The organism is Paenibacillus sp. FSL R10-2736, from assembly GCF_038000245.1.
In the GTDB taxonomy this organism is placed as follows: Bacteria; Bacillota; Bacilli; order Paenibacillales; family Paenibacillaceae; genus Paenibacillus_AQ; species Paenibacillus_AQ phytohabitans.
The window spans coordinates 1-22887 of record NZ_JBBOBN010000003.1 but is presented as its reverse complement, the minus strand read 5'-3'; the positions used below and the strand labels follow the sequence as shown (position 1 = coordinate 22887).

The window sequence follows — 22887 nt, the reverse complement described above, 5'->3', positions numbered from 1 at the left end:
CCAGAATAGTAAATGTAAAAAGGAGGGGATTGATGTGACAGCTAAAGAATTGCTGGCAGACCATATCTGCGATCTCGAGGAGCAGCTGCTGAGCAATGAAGTGCGTACGAATCCTGAAGCGGTGGCGCTGCTGATCGCAGATGATTACACTGAATTCGGAAGTTCAGGCAGGGTATGGCGGAAGCACGATCAGGTTGGCGAAGGGGGAGCAGGTGAGGTACGGATGACCTTGAGTAACTTCGAACTCCATACGTTGTCTGAGGAGGCTGTCCTTGCGACCTACCGGACCTTCAATGAAGATTCCGGCATTCACTGCCTGCGCAGCTCGGTCTGGAGGTTGCTTGAGGGACGCTGGCAGATGTTTTTTCATCAGGGGACGCCTGTGAAGGATTAACATGCTTAAGTAGAAAATTACAACAGGAGGAAGATCAATGTTTGAATACAAATTTGTACAAATGAAAAAGAAGAATACTGGATTTCTCCAATTGCCAACGGAGAATTATCAGGAGATTATACATACGCATGCAGCAGAGGGCTGGCGGTTCGTTCAGTTCGTTATCATGCCCAGCGCCCAGGCTGTGGGGTTTCCGGAATATTATGAGCTGATTTTTGAAAAGAAAGCGGAGTAGGTCTATTCAGCGGCTGGTCGAGTGGTGCGCAGCGGAGCCGAACGGACCCAAGGTGGAGTTTGGCCACAAGCGTATCTGTTAAATGGGCGGACATTTCTCCCCCGTCAGCGCCTGCCTGCGAGTACCTAATGCGGAGTGCCTAGCATTTAGTTGTATTTCCTGCAGTTAAAAGACGGCGAAAACCCGGATTTGCCGGGTTAACTGTATTCTGTACAATTAAAAAGAGGGGGAAGCCCTCTTTTGCGGAATATGAGGGTTTTTAATTGTAGAAAATACAACTAAAACCTTCGCAGCGCAATAATCGCTCGTTTTAGTTGTACAAAATACAGTTAAAGCTAGGGCGGCGCAACTCCGGTCATAGGCCAACTACCGGCGGTCCCGGATCACATGTCCAAGCTCCGGCGTAATTTCGCTGAATCCGGCCATGTGGCGGGACTGATAGGTGACTGGCCGGCTGCTGCCAACCATAATAATGTTGCGGAGATCGGCGTTGCCTTCTGCCGGGAGGGCGAAGGTCTTAGTGTGGGGATACACCTCGCTAAGCGTTGTGTGGATCGCACTAATCAGCCGGTCATTATCGCTGCGGCCCATCAGGTTCATGATAATCGCGCCGTGTCCGTGCAGCTTATCCCGGGTAAGCCCGAAGAACTCCAGCGAGGTGAAATGCGCCGGCGTTCCGGCAGCGGTGAAGGCATCCAGCAGAATGTAATCATAGCTCCGGTCTGCTTCATTCTCCAGCAGGCTGCGGCCGTCACCGATCAGGACATTGTCCTGATTGTAACCAAAGCGGGTTCGGCTGTATTCCACAACCTGCTCATTGACCTCAGCGACCTTAAAGCGCTTCTCCGCAAAATACCCGGCAATCGTTCCAATCCCGTGCCCGATCAGGAACACATCCTCGAAATAAGGATCGCCCGCCTCCATCAGATGGATCATCGCCCGCGGATATTCAAAGACGACCCGGCGGGGATGCTCCAGATCCAGCGCGCCTTGAATCGCTTCACCCGAGAACTGCAGCACACGGAACCGTCCGGTCTCGCCATACAGCTCGGTTGTATCATATACCTCAATTTCCTGAGAGTCATGTGTAGTTCGGGACAGCGGATGCAAGTGATCAGACTCCTTACACAGATGAGATTCGTTTATATTCATTCGGCGTGACACCGACAACCTTTTTGAACAGTTTATTGAAATAGGCGGGGTCGGGATAGCCGACTTCGGTGCCGATTTCATGGATTTTGAGGTCCGGGGCATTCTTCAGCAGCTGCTTGGCCTTGCGGATGCGGATTTCAATTATATAATCAGTCAGCGTAAGACCGGTCTCCTGCTTGAACAGCTTGCTCAAATAACTTGGCGTAAGATACACCATCCCCGCAAGGGTGTTCAGATCTGCGTGCTGGTTATAGTTGGCTGAGATCCAGCGCTTGATGGTCTCGACGGCGGTACCGGACAACTCCAGCCGGTGGGCACGGATACTGCTTAGGGCAGACGACAAGGAGGAAGCGAACAGCTTTTCCATATCTGCAAAAGCCAAACAGCTCTCCAGCTGTTCCTCCAGCGTCATAGTTAATCCGTTACGGTAGACCGCTTCGAATTCCTGCACTTCCTTACGGGCAAGCTCTTCCATCTCCCGGCACATGCGGAGAATCTGCTCAGGATAAGCACACTGCGATGCAAGCTCCGAGAATAGCTTATGAATTCCTGCAAGTACACCCTCGACATTGAGGATCTGTAAATCATGGACCAGCGGTTCACGATAAGGCGCAAAAAGCTCAGACCCTGCCTTATCCGGCAGGATGAGCTCTTCAATAGTAACATAATGCAGCGGCCGGGATTGGTATATTCCGCAGTCACAGGCATGTTTGGCTTCCAGATAAGCCGTTCTGAGCTTGGCTGCATCCGCGTAGGAGCGGCTTATGCCCACATGCAGAGTATGCCCTGCACTGGCAGCCTGCAGATATCTGCGGATCTCGCTTAATTCAGCAGATTCAAGCGGCTGCGCAGAATACCAGATCCAGACCTGCAGTCCCTGGCGGAGTTCCAGCACATCGAATCCGTTATCCTTCTCTTGCCGCAGACTGTCTGTACAGGAGCAGACGGTTTCAGGCGAGTCTCCTTTGAGGACAAACACCGAGAAATAAGGCTGGGGCAAAATAAGGCCGCCGATCAGCACAGCGGAGGGCTCTTCAATATGCAGCATGGAGAGCAGCATCCCGGAGCGGTGCCGTTCTTCCTTCTCACGCAGCAGCGTGCGTTCCTTATCCAGGCTGTAGAGCACGTCGAACAGCTGCTCTTTATTGATCGGCTTCAGCAGATAATCCACCGCCGAGCTGCGGATGGCTTCCCGGGCATAATCAAATTCAACGAATCCGCTCATCAGCAGGGAACGGATATGGGGATGACTGGCTTTGAGCAGACGGATCAGCTCAAGGCCGCCAATCTGCGGCATACGGATATCGGTAATCAGGACATCGAACTGGAGGGCAGGCAGCTCATCCAGCAGCTGTTTGCCGTCAGGATAAGTGCGGATGACGGCGAAATCGCTGCTCTCCTTGCTGATCATCCGGGCCAGACCTTCGCGGATCAGGACTTCATCATCTACGATCACAATACGCAGCAATCCGGATATCCCCTTTCAAAAGACATAATGTGCAGGTTGCCCTGTTTCCGGTTAATCTTCAATACGGTGGGAGAGATTCTCGATTCTTAGAATGACACGGGTGCCTTGGCCGGATTCGCTCTCTACACGCAGTCCATACGGGCTGCCGTAGTCCAGGCGGAGCCGTTCGTTCACATTGCGCAGGCCGATACCGAATTTCTCGCCGTCAGCTCCCCCCGTCAGGGTATGGTTCAGCGCGCGCAGCGTATCTTCATCCATGCCGACACCATCATCCTCCACGCAAAATACAGCTTTGCTCCCCTCTGCCCAGCCGGTGATGCTGATGGTGCCCGGGCCTTCCTTGGGCTCCAGGCCATGAAAGACGGCGTTCTCGACGATCGGCTGGAAGACCAGCTTAATGACCGGGAAGCTCAGCAGAGCATCCGGCACGTCAATCTTCAAGCTGAACTTGTCCGGGAAACGGATTTGCAGCATATCCAGATAATTACGGGTGTGATCAAGCTCCTGCCCGATGGTCACCATCTCCTCGCTGCGGACAATCCCGTAACGCATCTGCATCCCCAGCAGGTACGTCAGCTTCGCGACCCGGGGATCATCACTGCCTTCAGCCAGCATGCGGATGGATTCAAGCGTGTTGTAGATGAAATGCGGATTGATCTGGTTCTGCAAGGCCCGCATATCGGCTTTTTGCTTGCGTTTCTCCGTCAGCTTCACTTCCTGCAGCAGGTCCTTCACGCGGATGATCATCCGGTTGAAGTGGCTGCCCAGCATTCCGATCTCATCATTGTACCGGGGATGCAGCCATACCTCCAGATTGCCATGCTGCACCTGCTTCATCAGGCGGACCATGGATTTCAGCGGCTTCGTCAGGGCATGGGAGATGAAGGTGGCTACAATCAGGGCGAAGGCGATTATCGCCAGCGTGGTCAGCACCTGCGCGTTACGGGTTTTCTCCACTGGTGACAGTATCCGCTCCAGCGGGATAGAGACCATTGTAGTCCAGCCGGTCTTGGCCGATACAGTATATACCGCGAGATATTCCTTGCCGTCCAGAGTGATCTGGAAATGGCCATCGGGTCCGTTCACCTGCTGCAGGAACTTGTCCGTATACTTCTCCAGCATGCCGGACCCACCGCCTGAATCATCCGGGCTGGCGTACATCATTTCCCCCTTGTCATCAACAATCAGGGTACTCCCCTGGGTGACTGCATTGACCGGGTCCACGATGCCCTTGAACAGGCTGATATTGATATCGAACACAATAATGCCGATCTTCTGCAGCGAGCTGACCGAACTGACGGTACGCAGAATGCTGAATACCTCCCGGTGATCCCCCGCATTTACACGGATCATATGCCTGCCCTGAACTATGGAAGCTACGCCGGACTCGGTGAGACTCTGCCACTGCGCCAGACGTTCTTCCGGGAACAGCTCGCTGATGCCCGAGCTTTTGTCATAATAGACGGAGCCGTATTTATCCACCAGGTATACAGCAACAATCTCTTCTTTCGTATGGTTCAAATAGCTTAGGAACATGGACATGCCCGTATTTTTTTCCCAATCGGTCTGCTCCTGCTCCAGATAGAACTGGACATCGGTATTGTAGAGCGGGAGCGCAGTGTACCTCTTCAGGTCGGCTACATAACGGTCGATGGTATCCGAGGCGCTGTCTGCCATCTGTCCGGCGCTTGCTGTTGCATTAACCAGGACGGAATTGAAGGTGGAACGGGACGATAGATAACTGACATAAGTGATCGGCATAGATATCAGAAAAATAAACACGACAATCAGCTTGCGCTCCATAGGCAGATTGGCCAGGAACAGCCAAAGGGTACGCGGAAATCTCCGGATATAGGATACCACTGTGTTGTTCCTTTCCGTACATCCCCTATTTCACCGCGCCGTTCGTTACGCCTTCAAAGATATAACGCTGCAGGAAGAAGTAGAGGATGACTGTCGGCAGCAGGATCAGCAGGATCGCCGCACAGATCAGGTTCCACTCGCCTGAATTGACCCCCTGGAAACGCATGAGGATCGTCGTTACAACACCCAGGCTCTGCTTGGGCATATAGAGGTAAGGGATGTACATGTCATTGTAAATGCTGATCGTCTTCAGGATGACCAGGGTGGCCGTCGCCGGTGTAAGCAGCGGGAAGATGATCGAGCGGTAGATTTTGAACAGGGAAGCGCCTTCAACCATGGCATTCTCGTCGAGATCAAACGGAATATTGCGGATGAACTGTAAATAGAGAATGATCTGGATCACATCGGCCCCGATATAGAGCACAATGGGAGCGCCAAGCGTGTTGTAGAGCCCCATATTTTTGATGATGCCGAAGGTTGCCACCTGGGTGGTGATGCTCGGAATGATGGTGGCCACGAGATATGCACCGAACACAACCGGCTTCAGCTTAAAAGAGAAGCGGCCCAGTACATATGCCACCATTGTGCCAAACAGAATGTTCAGGGTCAATGTAATTATAATAATGACGAGTACATTGCCGAAGCCGCTGAGCAGCCCGCCGCGCTGGAAGACAGCGATGAAGTTGTCGAAGTTAAGGAAGCTGTGCGGCAGAGCCATAGAGCTGCTGCTGTTGAACTCATCTGTGGATTTGAACGCATTGACGATCACGACATACGGCGGGAACAGCACTACGAATACGCCGATGAGCAGCGTGAAATATTTGAACAGGTCTTTGAAGCGCAATTTGGAATGTTCCATGGCTACTTATCTCCTCCCCGGCTAAGAACCAGCTGTTGAATCAGCAGTACAATGACTACAAAGAAGAGCAGGATAACGCTCATGGCCGAGGCCAGGCCGTAATTGTTGAAGGCAAATGCCGTATCCACCACGCGCTGGACATACGTCTGGCTGGCGCCCGCTGGGCCGCCTTTGGTGAGTACGAACGGAAGGTCGAAGACTTCGAGTGCGCCGGTCACGGTCAGGAACAGATTGAGCTGAATGACGGCCTTCATATTCGGCAGCGTAATTCTCCAGAGGGTCTGCATCGAGTTTGCACCGTCAATCTTCGCAGCTTCATAAATATCACGCGGAATGGCCTGCAGGGAAGCAATATAAATCACCATATTGTAGCCCATGAACCGCCAGAAGCCGGTGGAAGCGAGCGCGTAGTTCACCAGTCCTTCGGTGCCGAGCCAGCTGGTCTGTCCAAGGCCGGTCAGGCCGATGCTGTTCAGGAACAGATTCAGTGAACCGTTGGTAGTGTCGAAGACATAACCGAACATGAAGGCAACGGCGACACCATTCATAATGTAAGGCAGGAAGAGCATGATGCGAAAAGCATTCCGGCCCCGCAGCTTGCTGTTCAGCACAACGGCGAAGTAGATCGCCACTATATTCTGAACGAGGCCCATGACGAAGTAGGCGAAGTTATGGGTGAATACTTTGAAAATATCGGGAGTGTTAAACACCTCGCGGTAATTATCGAGGCCGACCCAAGGCTTCTCGGGGCTGTAGCCGTCCCAGTTGGTGAAGCTGTAATAGACCAGCTTCAGTGCCGGATAATAAGTGAACGTGGCGAGGAGGATCAGCGGGATCAGCAGAAAGGAGACTATGATAATAGTTTTCTGCTTGTTATAAGACAGTGTTCCGAACATCGCATACCCTTCTTTCGTGAAAGCTTAAGTGGGATTGACGACAAAAGGGATTATCCATGAAGGCGATAATCCCTTTTGCGCCGGAAGTTTAGTGCATCTGGCTGCTTATTGCAGCAGGGTAAATCATTTTATACCTTGAAGCTAAAGCTCCACTTCGTGGGGCTGTTTTAAAAGAATTTATATGTTTCGGGGTCCCCGCAAAGTACCTGAGTCATCACCCGAAGCCAAGCTCAACTTTGTGGGGCTGTTTTTAATAGCCGAGGTCTTTCTTGGCTTTGGCCCAGGCTTTGTTCCATTTGTCGAAGACGGTTTGCGGATCTTTGGCAAGCACGAACTCTTGGACCATAGCAGGCAGGTCGAGCTGTGCTTTGTTGGTGATTTCGGTAACCTTGGCGTCATCTACGGTACCTTCCTGCAGGACTACACCCGTCGACTGGAATTCCTTAAGCTGAGTCAGCTTGGATTCTTTGCCTTTGAGCGGGGAGATGAAGCCGGCGAAGTCCTCGTATCCGGATTCTTCGATCATCCATTTCACGAAGGCCTTGGCAGCATCGACATTCTTGCTGTTCTTAGCCACGGCATAGAAGAAGTCCGGGCTGAGCGGAGCCTTCAAAGTGCCCGAGTTGTCATAAGGAAGCGGGAAGAAGCCTACGTTATCGGAAGTGGTACCCGCACCAATCACCTGATTGATGACCCAGTTGCCCAGGAAGTACATGGCGAATTTACCCGATGCGATGTCTTTCTTGGATTGCTCCCAGTTGGTGGAGTTGATGTCTTTTTCCAGGTAGCCTTTTTCATTCAGCTCTCTGAGCAGACCAAGCGCTTTGCCGTATCCGTTGTCCATGGTGAACGGAGCATCCTGTGTCAGCTTCTCATTCGGGAAGTCAGGGTTGCCGGCAATCACGCGGGGAACAGCATATACCCAGTCATTAAGCGGCCATTTGTCTTTGAAGTTGGAAGCGAGCGGAACGACACCTTTAGCTTTGAGCTTCTCGCAGGCCGCGAGGAATTCATCCCAGGTCTTCGGAACTTCGGTGATTCCGGCATCGGCGAAGGCTTTTTTGTTATAAACAATCCCCGAAGTGGAGTTACCGGTAGTGATCCCGTACAGCTGGCCGTCAAAGGATTTGAAATCTTTGAAGGTGAGCTGGTCGTTCAGCCCGAGATCATCGAGTGAGGCGAAATATTTAGGCAGATCGGAGTTCGGAATGTTAGGGACGAACATCACGTCAGGCAGCTCGCCGCTGGCCATTCTAACTTTTGCCTGCTGGTTGTAGTCGGTTTGGGAAGCTTCGAATTCTACCTTGATGTTCGGATATTTCTCATTAAAGCGCTTAACATATTCGTCATACTCTTTGCCGATCATGTCGGTTCTGTTGGTCAGGAAAATGATTTTGCCGCTGATGTCAGCGCCGCCTGCCGCTGCAGGTTCAGTAGCAGGTGCAGCTGTTGCCTCTCCGGCGGCAGTCTCAGGAGCGGTGGTTGCTGCCGGCTCATCTGTAGCCGTCGCTGCGTTGTTATTGTTGTTAGAACCGCAGCCTGTCAGGGATAAAGAGAAGATCATGATGATAACAAAACATAACGAAAATAACTTATTTCTCATTGTGTAGTCCCCTTTTCGTTTATTGTTAGCGTTTACATGATTATTATAGCGCTAAAGTATCCAATGAGAAATGTATTCATTTATTATTTATTGTCTTTATTTGTTCTGTTTATAAGATTATAATTAAGTTATTGCTAACAATAAAATAACAAAATACAATGAGGGTAATTAAAACGTAGGCTATTCAACTTAAAGCTTATGCTATTAAAACTTAAAGCGTATACTTCCGATGCGGGTTCTGTACGAAGCAATCTCAGGGAAGTGTACGCTCACAAAACTTTTAGGAGGACTTATGAAACAACTGCACATCAACCTGACGAACTGGGAATTTAGAGCCTGTGGAGATGAAGCCTGGCTTCCGGCGGCCGTACCGGGAACGGTACATACGGATCTGCTCCGGAATGGAGTTATAGATCAGCCCTTTTATGGAACCAATGAACATGACCTGCAATGGATCGACAAGAAGAACTGGGAATATAGAACCGTACTTACATTAGAAGAGAAATGGCAGACACTGGCGGTTACGGAGCTGGTATTCGCCGGACTGGACACGTATGCAGATGTATATGTGAACAATGTGCATGCTCTGTCCGCAGATAATATGTTCCGCTCCTGGACCGTGAATGTGAAGGGCCTTCTGCAGGCTGGGGAGAATGAGATCCGCATCGTATTCCGCTCGGTGGTGACCGAGGATCTGCCGAAGCTGGCCCAGCTGGGCTATGATCTGCCTGCACCAAATGACCAGTCCGAGCTCGGCGGGCTTCAGGAGCAGCGGATCAGTGTGTTTGCCCGCAAAGCGCCGTACCACTATGGATGGGACTGGGGCCCGAGATTCCTGACCAGCGGCATCTGGCGTGAAGCCGTGCTGGAGGGCCGGGACATTGCGGTCATTAAGGATCTGTACATCCGCCAGAATGCGGTGAGTCCGAAGGAAGCGCGGCTGACGGCTGTAGTTGAAGTGGATGCTCCGGAAGCTTGGAGCGGCATGCTGCGGGTGACTGCTGAAGGGCAGGAATGGATGAAGGCAGCTTCGCTGGTTCCGGGCAATCAGGTGGTGGAGCTGGAGCTGGTCATCGATACGCCGCGCCTGTGGTGGTGTAACGGGCTGGGTCTACCTGAGCTGTACAATTTCCGTGCAGAGCTGCTGGAAGGAGAAGAAGCTGTGGCCGTGTCGGAGGTTACGACCGGACTGCGGGAAATTAAGCTGGTCCGTAAGCCCGATGAGCGCGGGGCTTCGTTCCATTTTGAGCTGAATGGTGTGCCGGTCTTCGCTAAAGGATCGAATCATATTCCCAATGATAGCTTCATAACTGAGGTTACGGAGGATCGTTACCGCCATGAGATTGCTACGGCGGTGGAATCCAATATGAATATGCTGCGTGTGTGGGGCGGAGGATTCTATGAAGAGGAAGCTTTCTACCGGCTGTGTGATGAGTACGGCCTGCTGGTCTGGCAGGACTTCATGTTCGCATGCAGCATGTACCCGGGGGACGAGTCGTTCCTGAACAATATCCGTGAGGAAGCGGTATATAATGTCCGCAGATTGCGGAATCATCCGTCTATTGCTGTATGGTGCGGGAACAATGAGATTGATTCGGCCTGGTCGCAATTCGAGGAGAATATGGGCTGGGGCTGGAAGGAGAAGCTGAGTGCTGATATCCGTGAGACCTTATGGGCCGCGTATGAAGAAATCTTCCACAAGATTCTGCCTGAGGCTGTTGCCGCGAATCATCCGGGTGTGGATTATTGGCCTTCCTCACCGCTGCGTGAGCTTACCCGCGGTCAGGATCAGCATGCTACGCGGATTATGGGCGAAGGCGATATTCACTACTGGGGAGTATGGCACGGAATCGAGCCATTTGAGAACTATAACCTTAAGGTTGGCCGCTTCATGAGTGAATATGGCTTCCAATCCTTCCCGGAGCTGAAGTCGGTGCTCAGCTATGCAGAAGAAGCGGATATGGAGCTGGAGTCCAAGGTAATGCTGGCCCATCAGAAGAACGGACGGGGTAATCAGCTGATCAAAGAGTACATGGATATGTACCTGCCGCAGCCTAAGGACTTCAGAGGTTTCCTGTACATGAGCCAGGTGCTGCAGGCAGAAGCGATCCGCATCGCGATTGAGAGCCACCGCCGGAACAAGCCTTACTGCATGGGCACGCTGTACTGGCAGATGAATGACTGCTGGCCGGTAGCTTCATGGGCGGGTATGGATTATTACGGGCGCTGGAAGGCGCTGCAATATACCGTGCGCAAGTCCTTCAAGGATGTGCTGCTGTCCATTGACGGTACAGACGGGGATACGCTCAAGGTTCACGCTGTCTCCGACCGCCGTCAGGCGCTGGACGGTGAGCTGGTGATTCGGCTCCATGACTTCAGCGGCGCCCTGCTGCGGGAATGGTCGCAGCCGGTAACTGTGGCTGCGGATTCGGCAGAGGTGGTATTCACGCTGCCGGTTGCTGAGCTGCTGGAAGGCCGCGAGCCGGCTCAAGTGCTGCTGGTGGCTTCCCTGGTGGAAGGCGGACAGGTGCTGGAGCACAAGGAGCATTACTTCGCGGCGGCCAAGGCTATTCCGCTGAGCAAGCCGGTAATTACAGTGACGGAAGTGCCGGGCAGCGCCGGGAAGAGCTTCACGCTCAGCAGCGATGTGCTGGCTAGAGGTGTGCATCTGACCGTAGAAGAAGAGGGCATCTTCTCCGACAACTTCTTCGATCTGCTTCCGGGCGAGCCGAAGACGATAGAGTTTGCGCTCAGCGGAAGCGGTGAGGCGGACTTCACGCCGGCGGCTCCGACGGGGCTGGTGGTCCGCTCGATGGCGGATTATATCTAAATATAAAGCGGGTGCTACGCTATACTGCATTCTTCTATTAACCGCTGAAACGGATTCCGTCCCTTGATGGACGGGATGGCCGTTTCTACTTGAGGGAAGCAGGCAGGCTTGCGGACTGACAAGACCTTATTGTTTGAAATATAGCATTATTTCCAGTCTTGCGGACTCAGAAGACCTTAATTCCCGCTCAGAAGGCCGTTTGGACGCTGAAGCGGTGCAATAGGGGCTTCTGAGTCCGCTTGGAAGGAAAAAGTGGCATTTTCAGCGAAATAACCGCTCTCCAGTCCGCATGGACTTGTCTCGTAGAAGCAGGCGGGGCTTGTGAAGAACAAAGTATGTGGAAGAACGTGGAAGTGGAAGTAGCAGAAGTAGCAGAAGTAGCAGAAATAGCAGAAGTAGCAGAAGTAGCAGAAGTAAGAGTGGCAGCAGTAGAAGTAGGAGCGGTAGTAGAAGTAGATGACCGCCGAAGACCGACAAGACCACAGGAACTTCGGGTTACCGTTGGGTGACTGGGCGGAGTTCGGCTTATCGTTAGGTGAGAGGCGGAGGTTCGCGCGTGTTGTAGGCCGAAGCAAATAGTAAGTGGAAGATATTAGATATTAGATATTAGATATTAGATATTAGATATTAGATATTAAGCTGCAGGTTGTAGCTGTAAATTGCAGGTTGCAGATAATTAATCCTTAGGAGAGAAGGAATCAGGGCCATGGCGATTTGGGTTCAGGAAGACAAGGGGATTTTCCACCTGCAGAGCACAGGGATGAGTTATGTGATCGGGCTGGTGAATGGTTATCCGGCGCATCTCTATTGGGGAGGGCGGCTGCGTGAGGGCAGCAATCTGGACGGTTTGCTCCTGCCGGTGGCCCATGGCTCGCTGGACCGGCTGCCGCAGGAATATCCGCAATATGGAACCGGGGATTTCCGCGTTCCTGCCTATCAGGCCAAACTTGAGGATGGAACACGGGTCACTGAGCTGCGCTACAGCGGGTACCGCGTGACGGAAGGTAAACCGGAGCTTGCCGGATTGCCTTCCGTGTATGTAGAATCGCCGGAGGAAGCAGATACGCTTGAGCTTATTCTGAAGGATGATTACGCCAAGCTGACCGTGAAGCTGCGATATACGGTATATAAGGAACGGAATGTCATAGCGCGTTCCGTGGAGTTCTCCAATGACGGCCCGGATACGCTGCAGCTGCAGCGCGCCCTTAGTGCCTCTGTGGATTTCCCGGCGGCTGACATGGATATGATCTACCTGTCCGGTGCCTGGTCGCGGGAGGCCCAGATTACCCGCAGACGCCTGGAGCAGGGCAACTCTGCGATCCAGAGCCGCCGGGGAATGAGCAGCCATCAGCATAATCCGTTTGCTGCATTGGCCAAGGCCGGAGCTGATGAGAACCAAGGCGAGGTGTTCGGCTTCTCCCTGGTATACAGCGGCAATTTTGAAGCTGAGACAGAGGTAGATCCCTTCGGAACCACCCGGTTTACCATCGGTCTGAATTCCTTCGATTTCTCCTGGAAGCTGGAGCCGGGCGGATATTTCCAGACTCCGGAAGCGGTTATGGTCTACTCGGGACAGGGGATCGGAGAGATGTCTAGAACGTATCACCGTCTATACCGGACCCGTCTCTGCAGAGGGCAGTATAGGGACAAAGAGCGTCCGATTTTGGTCAATAACTGGGAAGCCACTTATTTCGACTTCAACACCGACAAGCTGGAGGCGATTGCCGCCGAAGGGGCGAAGCTCGGCATTGAGCTATTCGTGCTGGACGACGGCTGGTTCGGCAAACGGGATGCGGATAATTCCTCGCTGGGTGACTGGGTAGAGGATCTGCGCAAGCTGCCGGGTGGGTTGGCTGACCTGGCGCAGCGGGTGAACGGCCATGGACTCAAATTCGGCCTGTGGGTTGAGCCGGAGATGATCTCGCCTGATAGCGATCTGTACCGCAGCCACCCGGACTGGTGTCTGCATGTGCCGGGCCGCCGCCGCAGTGAAGCCCGCTGGCAGCTGGTACTGGATTATACCAGGGCTGAGGTACGGCAGTATATTTTCGAGTCGCTTAGCCGTATCTTCTCTTCAGTTCCGGTAACCTACATTAAATGGGATATGAACCGCTGTCTGACCGAGATCGGCTCGGCGCAGCTTCCGGCAGACCGGCAGGAAGAAACTGCGCACCGTTATGTACTCGGGCTGTACGAATTGCTTGAACGGCTGACGTCGGCATTTCCGCATATACTGTTCGAGAGCTGCTGCAGCGGGGGCGGCCGTTTCGATCCCGGCATGCTCTACTATATGCCGCAGACCTGGACCAGCGATGACACCGATGCGGTAGAACGCCTGAAGATTCAGTATGGCACCAGCCTAGTCTATCCGGCCAGCTCCATGGGAGCACATGTCTCTGCGGTGCCGAATCATCAGGTGGGCCGGTTCACGCCGTTGTCCTTCCGGGGGGATGTCGCCATGTCCGGCAACTTCGGTTATGAGCTCGATCTGACGAAGTTCACTTCGGAGGAGAAGGAGCTGGCAAAGGCTCAGGTGGCGAATTATAAGGAAATCCGCAGCCTGGTGCAGCAGGGCAATCTGTACCGGCTGGAGAGCCCGTTCGAGGGCAATGATACAGCCTGGATGTTCGTCTCGGATGATCAGCGCGAGGCGCTGGTCTATTACTTCCGGGTACTGGCCATGCCGCACCCGCCGCGCCGGATGCTCCTGCTCGGGGGCCTGAACCCGGACCTCGACTACCGTATTGAAGGCAGCGGCGAAGTCTACGGCGGTGACTGTCTGATGCAGGCCGGTCTGCTGCTGCCGGAGGTCCAGCGGGACTTCGTGAGCGGCTGCTACCACCTGAAGGCTGAAGGATAAACAACAGGCAGATCATAGGGAATAGGGGAAGCCGGGGAAACCTTGGCTTCCCCTATTCTGTATAGAAAGCTGTAGCATGTGAATAATTAGGGATGCGGCAAAGGGGGAGCAGCAGTAGCAGATGTAGAAGACGTAGCAGAAATTAGCAGAAATAGCAGTAGTAGCAGCATTAGCAGTCGTAGCCAGAAGTAGCAAATGTAGCAGTCGTAGCAGACGTAGCAGACGTAGCAGACGTAGCAGCATTAGCAGTCGTAGCCAGAAGTAGCAAATGTAGAAGCAGCAGTAGCAGCAGTAGCAGCAGATGAAGAAGACGTAGTAGCAGACGTAGCAGCATTAGCAGATGAAGCAGACGTAGCAGTAGCAGCAAATATAGCAGCAGTAGTAGATGAAGCAGACGTAACAGCAGTAGCCAGATGAAGCAGATGAAGCAGATGAAGCAGATGAAGCAGATGAAGCAGCAATAGCAGACGTAGCCGGATGTAGCAGCATTGCAGTCGTAGCCAGACGAAGTACTATTAGCAGCAGTAGCAGCAATACTCCCTTTGCCGTTGATTGTTTTTGTAAGCTTCGGTTCATATCCAGAATTAAGCAGGTTAACTGTAAATAGGCTTAACTTTATTTCCCGAGAACCGCGGCTGAGTCGGGCTAATCATCCTCCGATAGATTGGAATTGAACTTGAACATGTACCTATCTGTGGAAGCCAGCACTTGTCAGTCCATTTGGAGAGTAACCCATATGCAGCGTAAGCGGTTAATTGTATTTTCTGCAACTAAAGAGCGGAAATTGGACCGGATTCCCGGGTTAACTGTATTCTGTACACTTAAAAATAGCGGCAGCACTTCTTTTGCGGAATATGGGGGTTTTTAACTGTACAAACTGTAATTAAAACGCCCGCAGCGCGATAAATGATCGTTTTAGTTGTACGAAATACAGTTAGAACAGAGCTGGAGTCGAGCTGGAACGCTGGTCTAGCAGCGAACTGCTGCAATCCAATTCCAGTAAAGCATTTAGTGTGAGTCCGGTGTGAGTCCGGTGGTAATGCGGTGTCGATCCGGAGGAATTCAGTTCATTCCACATAACTGTTAACCAGGCATCGTTCGGGTTTGGCGTTACTTTCATGTTATATTCAGCTTTTTTCTTGCCGGAAAAGCTAGAATTATGTATAATAGCAATTATTATCGATGTGAATGTACGATATTCTGTTTTCGAAGGTGGTTTCATGGCAGAACTGGAAAACAGCGAGCAGAAGAAGAAGATGTGCCAGATCTACAATGAGATATCCAAGGAATTGTTTGGTTTCGGGACGACCCTGCTCCGCGTTACTGTCGATCAGCGGGTCATTACCTTTCACGCCAAGCACCGCAGGTCTCCACGGTCGACTGCCCTTGAAGGGGAGGCGCCGGAGCTTAAGCAGGAAGTGGACTTCCGGATGTCGCTGCTGTTTAAGAAGAGATTCAAAGAACGGCTTGAAGCAGAGATGGGCTTAACGATTGAGGTTCTGCTGAGGGATTATGATGCACCAACCGGATGGGCTTTTACCAATATGATATTGGCCGGGGAATGAAGCATTTCAGTCAATGAATTTTGAATATCACGGATTTTTGCTTTTGATCTATCTTAAGCGAAGACCGTCCTTCTATAACGGGGTAGCTCTTTCCTTTGTTTATACAAAGAAAAGTGTTCTTGTTCCTACAAGAATGCTTTTCTTTTTTTTGTGAAAAAATAAGGCAAACCAAGTTTTTATTACCAACAGGGGGTGCTGCTGTTCCGTTGTCTGCTGCCGATTGCTTAATGGAAGACTGACAGAACATGCCGTATGTATAGGATGACCGCTGGAATTGTACCGCATATTTAATTACATTTGGGAGGTTATTTACTAATGAATAAATTAATGACTACAGGCCTTGCTCTTGCTTTGACTTCTCTGCTTGCCGCTTGCGGCAACAACAATACCGCTGCGACAAACGGCGCCGGTACGGACAATGCAGCTACACCGGAAGCAACATCTGCGGGTGCGCCAACGGAATTAGTGGTCTCAACCTGGGGATTCTCGGAGGATTTCTTCAAGGAAGCTGTCTACGCTCCTTTTGAGAAAGAGCATAATGTCAAAATCGTCGTCGAGATCGGCAACAACGCCGAGCGCCTGAACAAAATCCGCCAGGGCAGCTCCGATGTAGATGTAGTCTATCTGTCTGACTATTATGCGCAGCAGGCTATCAATGAAGGACTGTTCGAAACGATCGACCGCAGCAATATTCCGAACATCGACAAAATCTATGATATTGCCAAAGCACCGCTTGGCGAAGAATATGGTCCGGCGTACACCGTTGGCCGTCTGGGAATTGCCTATAACCCGGCACTTGTTGATGGAGAAGTGGGTTCATGGGCAGATATGTGGAGTAAGTTCGACAAGAACCTGGCGCTGCCGGCGATTACTGCCACAGCGGGTCCAATGATTGTGGATGCGGCATCGCTCGTATCGGGCGGTACAGAGTTCAATGAAGACGGAGCCTTCACGAAGCTGAAGGAGCTGGACAGCAATGTGGTCAAATATTACTCCCAGACTTCGGAGTATGTAAATATGTTCGGCCAGGAGGAAATTGCCGGCGGTCCGATTATGGAAATGTACTTCAAGGATCTCCAGGCAGCCGTGCCGGATGCCAAGTTCGTAGCACCGTCTGAAGGTGCTTATGCTGTAATGAATACGGTCAACGTGGTCAAAGGCAGTGACAATAAAGAGCTTGCCGAAGAGTTCATCAACTGGCAGCTGAGCCAGGAAGTGCAGGAGAAATCGGCCAAAGCCAAAGTCGATTCCCCGGTGAATACAGAAGTTGTGCTGACGGATGAAGAAGCAGTAGGCGTAACATACGGTGCAGAGGTAATCAGCAAGCTGCGCAAGCTGGACATGTCCTTCGTGAACGAGCATATCTCCGTGTGGACAGACCGCTTCAACCGTGAGATTGGCGGCTAAGGATGACAGGGCGTAAAAAAGTCATTCTCGATGTAGATACAGGGGTGGATGACGCGCTGGCAATTATGCTGGCCGTCACGAGCGGACAGCTCGATATTCTGGGGATCACCACAGTCAGCGGCAACGTCTCGCTGGATCAGGCGACCCTGAATACCTGCAAAATTCTGGAGCTGCTCGGCGTATCCGGGCAGATTCCGGTCTATCGTGGAGCGGACAAACCGCTTGTCCGCGATACCGTGTTCGAGCACCGTGTTCACGGCTCGGACGGCATCGGCGGTGCACTGCGCGACATGACGGTAACCAAGCGGGCGGAAGCAGAGCGGGCGGAGGACTTCATCATCCGCCAGGTGCTGGCGCATTCCGGCGAGGTCACGCTGATTATGACCGCGCCGCTGACCAATCTGGCGCGCGCGCTGCACAAATGTCCGGAGCTTACGCAGCATGCCGCCGAAGTGATTGTGATGGGTGGTGTGGTGCAGGGCTTCGGCAACATTACGCCGACCGCGGAATACAACATGTATGTCGATCCGGAGGCGGCCAAGCTGGTGCTGGCTGCGGGCTTCCCGCAGCTGACGCTGGTCGGGCTGGATGTAACCCGCCGGGCGCTGCTTAGCGCGGAGGATATCGCGAAGCTGCGTATTCCGGCGGTTCGCGAATATGTGGAGCAGAGTACGGCGGACTACCGTACGCGCTATTTTGAACGTAACGGTGTGCAGGCCTGTGCGCTGCATGATCCGCTGGCGGTAGGTGTGGCGCTGAACCGGGAATTTGTTAGCGTGCAGAAGTATTATGTGGACGTGGAAACCCGCAGCGAGCTATGCGACGGGCAGACCGTCTGCGATTTCCAGAACAGGCTGAACAAGCCGGCCAATGCCGGTGTCTGTCTGGAGGTGGACGCGCCGGCTTTTCTGGAGTGCTTCATTAATAGCCTGAATAGCTTGAATCAAGAACCGAAGAAGGACGGGAGTCATGAGAATGAATAAAAGAGTGCTGCTTCTCCTGCTGCCGGGCCTCTTTTTCCTGGCGGCCTTCATGCTGGTCCCGATCACGCTGACCATTGCCTCCACGTTTGTGCAGGACGGAAAGCTGACGCTGGAAGGGTATTTGTATTTTTTCCGCGACGGGTACTTTAACCGCATCCTGCTGACTACGCTCCGGGTAAGTGTGGTGACTACGCTGGTCTGCATGGTGCTCGGGTATCCGGCGGCTTATTATATCTCGCGGGCCAGCGCGCGTAAGAAGAGCCTTCTGCTTGCGCTGTCGATTTTTCCGCTGCTGACCAGTCCCGTTGTGCGTTCATTCAGCTGGATGATTATTCTAGGCAAAAAAGGGCTGATCAACTCGTTCCTGGTGAACACCGGATTGATTGCGAAGCCGCTCGACATTCTGTATACGCCGACTGCGATGATGATCGGGCTGGTGCATCTGTTCCTGCCGCTGATCATTATTACACTGCTCGGAGTGATGGAGAATCTGGACCATGAGCTGGTCCGGGCGGCGCGCAGTCTGGGCGCTTCCCCGTTTGCGGCGTTCCGCAAAATCACCTTCCCGCTGACCGTGCCGGGGCTGATTATTGGCGGAATTCTGGTCTTCGTCGGCAGTCTCACGGCGTATACCACGCCGGCGCTGCTCGGCGGTAAGGAACGGGTGGTCTCCACCTTCCTGTATCAGAATGCCATGACGCTGAATGACTGGCAGGCGGCTTCGGTGATCGCGGTAATTATGATCGTTATTACATTTGTGGTGGTTGGGCTGATGAATGCCTGGGCCAACCGCTTGAATCCGAAGGGGTGAGAATATGAAGGAAGGTAACCGCATGCTGTCCCTGTACACGCTGCTGGTCTTTATTTTTCTGCTGGGTCCGCTCGTGATCATCTCCATTACTTCCTTTGAGCCGGGCACGGTCCTGAAATTCCCCCCGGAGGGCTTTTCGCTGAAGTGGTATAAGAACATCTTTGAGGTCAGCGCCTTCATGGAGACCTTCAGGACTTCCATTGTCATCTCGCTGCTCGGCAATCTGCTGGCGCTCCTGCTGGGTGTGCCTGCGGCTTACGCGCTGAGCCGTTACCGGTTCCGCGGGCGGGACACGCTGAATGCGGTATTCCTGTCGCCGGTGCTGATTCCCGGGATTGTGCTGGGCTTCACACTGCTGCGTTATCTGATTGTGGTGTACAATCTGCCGATTGTGGCGGGGCTGCTGATCGGACATACGGTGATTATGCTGCCTTTTATTATCCGGGTGATTGCTTCGAGTCTGGAGAATTTCGATTTCGCGGTGGAAGAGGCGGCGCAGAGCCTGGGGGCGACCCGAGTATACACTTTCTTCAAAGTCGTGCTGCCCAACATCCGCTCAGGAATATTGGCGGCCATTCTGATCGCTTTCCTGGAGTCGTTCAACAATGTGGATATCTCCGTGTTCATGACGGGGCCAGGGATCAGTACCCTGCCGATTCAAATGCTGACCTATGTGCAAAATTACTTCGATCCCACGATTGCCGCGATTTCGGTCATTCTGATGGTGCTCACGGCAGCGCTGATGTTCATCATCGAGCGGCTGATGGGCTTCGCCTATTTCACCAAACGATAACCTATTCAAAGATAATGGGGGCCTAGAGCAATGTCACTACTCAGTCTTGAACATGTATCGGTTGCTTATGACAACCGTTTGATCTTAGAGGATTTCAACCTGTCGCTGCAAAAAGGCCAGCTGCTCTCCCTGCTCGGACCCAGCGGCTGCGGCAAAACAACCACCCTGCGGCTGATCGCCGGCTTCCTGAATGCCCAGGCAGGGAATTTCATGTTCTCCGGCAAGGATTATACCAAGGTTCCTGTGGAGAAAAGGAATTTCGGCTTCGTGTTCCAGAGCTATGCGCTGTTCCCGCATCTGTCGGTGTTTGACAATGTGGCGTTCGGCCTGCGGCTGCGCAAGCTGAAGGAAGCGGAGGTTAAGAAGCGGGTAAACCGGATGCTGGAGACGGTCAGTCTCGGCGGTTTTGAATCCAGACTGCCGGGTGCCCTGTCCGGCGGACAGCGCCAGCGGGTAGCGATTGCCCGTGCGCTCGTCATCGAGCCGGATCTGCTGCTGTTCGATGAGCCGCTGAGCAATCTCGATGCCAACCTGCGGGTCAACATGCGGGTAGAGATCCGCCGCATCCAGCAGGAGCTGGGCATCACCACCGTCTACGTCTCCCATGACCAGGAGGAATGCTTCTCAATCTCCGATCAGGTTGCCGTTATGAATAACGGCAAGATCGAGCAGCTGGATCATCCGGCGAACATCTTCAAATATCCGGCCAGTGAATTTGTGGCCCGGTTTATCGGGTTCGGGAACTTTATTGCTTTTGACGGACGGAATGATGAAGGTTCGGATATTGAGCTGAGCCGTGGTGAGCTGAAATTCCAGGCGGCTAAGCGGCCGGGCGGCGAGGGGAATACCGGACTGCTCGGAGCGATTCGTCCCGACGATCTGCAGCTGCTTGGCGGCGTGGCGGATACGGGCACAGGCATGGAGGGGAATGCTTTGACCGGTAAAGTGCAGGTCAGCACGTATCTCGGCCGCAGCTACCAGTATCAGGTAGAGACGGAGCTTGGGGTATTCACGGTCAATCAGGAGATGGAGCAGCCGTTCATTCAGGGACAGCAGGTCACGGTTTATTTTCCAAAAGAGAAGCTGGTGCTGGTGCAGTAGCGCGTCATAAGGAGCATACACGATGAATACAGATCAACTTATACTGAACGCTAAGGTCTACAACAGTTACTATAAAAGATTCGAGACGGCGAATGTGGCCGTTAAGGAAGGACGCTTTCTCTACGTAGGTCCTCTTGGTGCTGAGACGTTTGTGGCCGCTGAGATCATTGATGCTAAGGGGCAGTATCTGGTGCCCGGCCTCATCGATATCCATCTGCATATTGAGAGCACGATGATCACACCGGAGACGTTCTCCTACGGTATTCTGCAGCACGGGGTAACCACGATTGTTCCCGAGCCGCATGAGATGGCCAATGTGTTCGGGGTAGAGGGCGTCCATGAGATGATCCGGGCCAGCCGGGATTGCCAGGTGGACATGTTCTATGCGATTCCGAGCTCGGTGCCGGCAACTCCGCTGGAGACTACGGGAGGCTCCATTGAGATCTCTGATATCGACGAGCTGATGGAGACGCAGCGGATGATCTGCCTGGGCGAGGTCATGAACTTTGTGGATGTGATCCGTGATCCTGAGGGGAAAAGCAACCGCATCCTCCAGCATGTCCGCAGCCGCTATCCGGGCCTGGTCATTGAAGGGCATACGCCGAAGCTGCTGGACCTCGATCTGCACCGCCTGATCTATGCGGGGATTGATTCCGATCATACCCACCAGAGTATTGAGGGGCTGACCGCACGGATCGCAGCCGGAATGTTCATCGAGATCCAGGAGAAATCGATGACACCTGAAGTCGTGGAGTATCTGATCGGTCATCCGGTCAGTGAGCATTTCTGCTTCGTGACGGATGATGTCATGACCGATTCGCTGGTGCAGACCGGCCATCTGGATCACCTGGTCCGCAAAGCCATCGCCATGGGCATGACGCCGGAGGACGCAGTCTATGCGGCTACGTTCACCCCGGCGCGGCGGATGAAGCTGGATGACCGCGGCGTGGTTGCACCGAACAAAACCGCCGATTACCTGCTGCTGTCCGACCTCGACAGCTTCGCCATTGAGGCGGTGTACAAGCGGGGCTTGCAGGTCTATGACCGCATGCGCCCGCAGGCACAGGTCGTGAGTGAGCCGCAGTTCCCGGCTCACTTCTATAAGAGTGTGCAGCTGGAGCCGCTGGCGGAGGCTGACTTCACGGTGCCTGCTGCGCTACCGGACGGCCGCTACGGCGCCCGCGTGATGATGGTCAACAACGTGTCCACGTTTACCGAGGAGAAGCATGTGGAGGCCGGAGTGAAGGACGGCCTGCTGCAGTGGGAGGAGACCGGCTGCGGTCTCATCGCGACCTTTGAGCGGTACGGCAAGAACGGCAACCGTGCCTATGGCCTGATCGGCGGAGACACGATTAAGCGCGGCGCGATCGCGACTACGTATTCGCACGACAACCACAATCTGCTGGTTGTCGGACATAATGCGGCGGACATGGTACTGGCCGCCAATACAGTGATTGCGGAGCAGGGCGGCTTCTGCGTCGCCTGCGGCGGCGAGGTGCTCGCGCTGCTGGCGCTGCCGGTCGGCGGCATCCTGACCGAAGCGCCGCTGGCCGAGACTGCGGAGCAGGTGCTGGCGCTGCGCACGGCGATGGAATCGCTGGGCTACAATCACTACAACCCGATTATGTCCATCAGCACCCACTCGCTGCCGGTCAGCCCGGCGCTGAAGATAACGGACCACGGCCTGATTGATGTCGGTGCCGGTAAGGTAGTACCGCTGCTGTTCCCGCTTGGGGACGAGTAAGGGGAGCTGGGGATTGCAGCGGGATTAGGCGGAAGAGTTGGCAGAGGAGCTAGCAGAGAGCTAGTAAAAGAGCTGGAAGTAAAGCTGGTAGAAGAGTTAGTAGAAGGCTGGCAGAGAAGGGGGTCCCGGTGGGATGCCCTTTTTTGTTATTAGCAGTACCTCTGAATTCACCGCCGGAAGTAGGCTGGATGGAGGAATGAAAGGGATAAATCCCTCTGGATCCGTTAGAAGCGGGCTGTATGGAGGAATGAAAGGGATAAATCCCACTAAATCCGCTAGAAGTGGGCTGTATGGAGGAATGAAAGGGATAAATCCCACTAAAT

General features: G+C 53.3%; 19 protein-coding genes. 13 read left to right on the top strand and 6 right to left on the bottom strand.

Features of this window, described 5'->3' with window-relative positions:
* Nucleotides 1–34 precede the first annotated feature (34 nt).
* Both NSQ73_RS34820 and NSQ73_RS34815 read left to right on the top strand, forming a co-directional pair.
* Entirely contained in the window at nucleotides 35–394 is a 360-nt protein-coding gene (locus NSQ73_RS34820; RefSeq protein ID WP_076247264.1) for a nuclear transport factor 2 family protein, read from the top strand.
* Nucleotides 395–431: 37 nt separating this feature from the next.
* On the top strand, nucleotides 432–629 hold the full coding sequence (locus NSQ73_RS34815; protein ID WP_340990747.1) for a DUF4177 domain-containing protein: 198 nt from the start codon (nucleotides 432–434) through the stop codon (nucleotides 627–629).
* 366 nt (nucleotides 630–995) lie between these two features.
* Here NSQ73_RS34815 and NSQ73_RS34810 read toward each other — a convergent pair whose 3' ends face one another.
* The 6 genes from NSQ73_RS34810 to NSQ73_RS34785 form a co-directional block, all read right to left on the bottom strand.
* Nucleotides 996–1781 (bottom strand): spermidine synthase, encoded by a 786-nt coding sequence (locus tag NSQ73_RS34810; protein WP_144026178.1) that lies wholly within the window; start codon nucleotides 1779–1781, stop codon nucleotides 996–998.
* Entirely contained in the window at nucleotides 1753–3249 is a 1497-nt protein-coding gene (locus tag NSQ73_RS34805) for a response regulator (RefSeq protein ID WP_340990746.1), read from the bottom strand. The genes NSQ73_RS34810 and NSQ73_RS34805 overlap by 29 nt, the downstream gene beginning before the upstream one ends.
* Nucleotides 3250–3300: 51 nt before the next feature.
* On the bottom strand, nucleotides 3301–5112 hold the full coding sequence (locus NSQ73_RS34800) for a sensor histidine kinase (protein ID WP_340990745.1): 1812 nt from the start codon (nucleotides 5110–5112) through the stop codon (nucleotides 3301–3303).
* A 25-nt stretch (nucleotides 5113–5137) separates the two neighbouring features.
* Nucleotides 5138–5971, bottom strand: a complete 834-nt coding sequence (locus NSQ73_RS34795) for a carbohydrate ABC transporter permease (RefSeq protein WP_042133722.1) — start codon at nucleotides 5969–5971, stop codon at nucleotides 5138–5140.
* 2 nt (nucleotides 5972–5973) lie between these two features.
* A complete protein-coding gene (locus NSQ73_RS34790) occupies nucleotides 5974–6867 on the bottom strand; it encodes a carbohydrate ABC transporter permease (protein ID WP_042133723.1) in 894 nt (297 codons plus the stop codon).
* A 250-nt stretch (nucleotides 6868–7117) separates the two neighbouring features.
* Nucleotides 7118–8470: an ABC transporter substrate-binding protein gene (locus NSQ73_RS34785; protein WP_340990744.1), complete on the bottom strand. Its 1353-nt coding sequence runs from the start codon at nucleotides 8468–8470 to the stop codon at nucleotides 7118–7120.
* A 292-nt stretch (nucleotides 8471–8762) separates the two neighbouring features.
* Here NSQ73_RS34785 and NSQ73_RS34780 point away from each other — a divergent pair, with 292 nt between their 5' ends.
* The 11 genes from NSQ73_RS34780 to NSQ73_RS34730 form a co-directional block, all read left to right on the top strand.
* Nucleotides 8763–11300: a beta-mannosidase gene (locus NSQ73_RS34780; RefSeq protein WP_340990743.1), complete on the top strand. Its 2538-nt coding sequence runs from the start codon at nucleotides 8763–8765 to the stop codon at nucleotides 11298–11300.
* A gap of 239 nt (nucleotides 11301–11539) precedes the next feature.
* The gene (locus NSQ73_RS34775) at nucleotides 11540–11809 is read left to right on the top strand and encodes a hypothetical protein (protein WP_340990742.1); all 270 of its coding nucleotides are present in this window, start codon (nucleotides 11540–11542) and stop codon (nucleotides 11807–11809) included.
* A 197-nt stretch (nucleotides 11810–12006) separates the two neighbouring features.
* A complete protein-coding gene (locus tag NSQ73_RS34770; protein WP_340990741.1) occupies nucleotides 12007–14160 on the top strand; it encodes an alpha-galactosidase in 2154 nt (717 codons plus the stop codon).
* 1220 nt (nucleotides 14161–15380) lie between these two features.
* Complete coding sequence (locus tag NSQ73_RS34765) at nucleotides 15381–15725, top strand: hypothetical protein (protein ID WP_039310202.1); 345 nt, start codon at nucleotides 15381–15383, stop codon at nucleotides 15723–15725.
* A 315-nt stretch (nucleotides 15726–16040) separates the two neighbouring features.
* Nucleotides 16041–17132: an ABC transporter substrate-binding protein gene (locus NSQ73_RS34760; protein WP_171720647.1), complete on the top strand. Its 1092-nt coding sequence runs from the start codon at nucleotides 16041–16043 to the stop codon at nucleotides 17130–17132.
* 2 nt (nucleotides 17133–17134) lie between these two features.
* The gene (locus NSQ73_RS34755; protein ID WP_340990740.1) at nucleotides 17135–18115 is read left to right on the top strand and encodes a nucleoside hydrolase; all 981 of its coding nucleotides are present in this window, start codon (nucleotides 17135–17137) and stop codon (nucleotides 18113–18115) included.
* A complete protein-coding gene (locus NSQ73_RS34750) occupies nucleotides 18108–18926 on the top strand; it encodes an ABC transporter permease (protein WP_340990739.1) in 819 nt (272 codons plus the stop codon). Before NSQ73_RS34755 ends, NSQ73_RS34750 begins: the two co-directional genes overlap by 8 nt.
* Before the next feature lie 4 nt (nucleotides 18927–18930).
* Nucleotides 18931–19719: an ABC transporter permease gene (locus NSQ73_RS34745; RefSeq protein ID WP_039310212.1), complete on the top strand. Its 789-nt coding sequence runs from the start codon at nucleotides 18931–18933 to the stop codon at nucleotides 19717–19719.
* 30 nt (nucleotides 19720–19749) lie between these two features.
* Nucleotides 19750–20820 (top strand): ABC transporter ATP-binding protein, encoded by a 1071-nt coding sequence (locus NSQ73_RS34740; protein WP_340990738.1) that lies wholly within the window; start codon nucleotides 19750–19752, stop codon nucleotides 20818–20820.
* A gap of 22 nt (nucleotides 20821–20842) precedes the next feature.
* Complete coding sequence (locus NSQ73_RS34735) at nucleotides 20843–22564, top strand: adenine deaminase (protein WP_340990737.1); 1722 nt, start codon at nucleotides 20843–20845, stop codon at nucleotides 22562–22564.
* Between the two features lie 133 nt (nucleotides 22565–22697).
* Nucleotides 22698–22887 (top strand): hypothetical protein (locus tag NSQ73_RS34730; protein WP_340990736.1); only part of this gene is annotated, 190 nt, incomplete at its 3' end.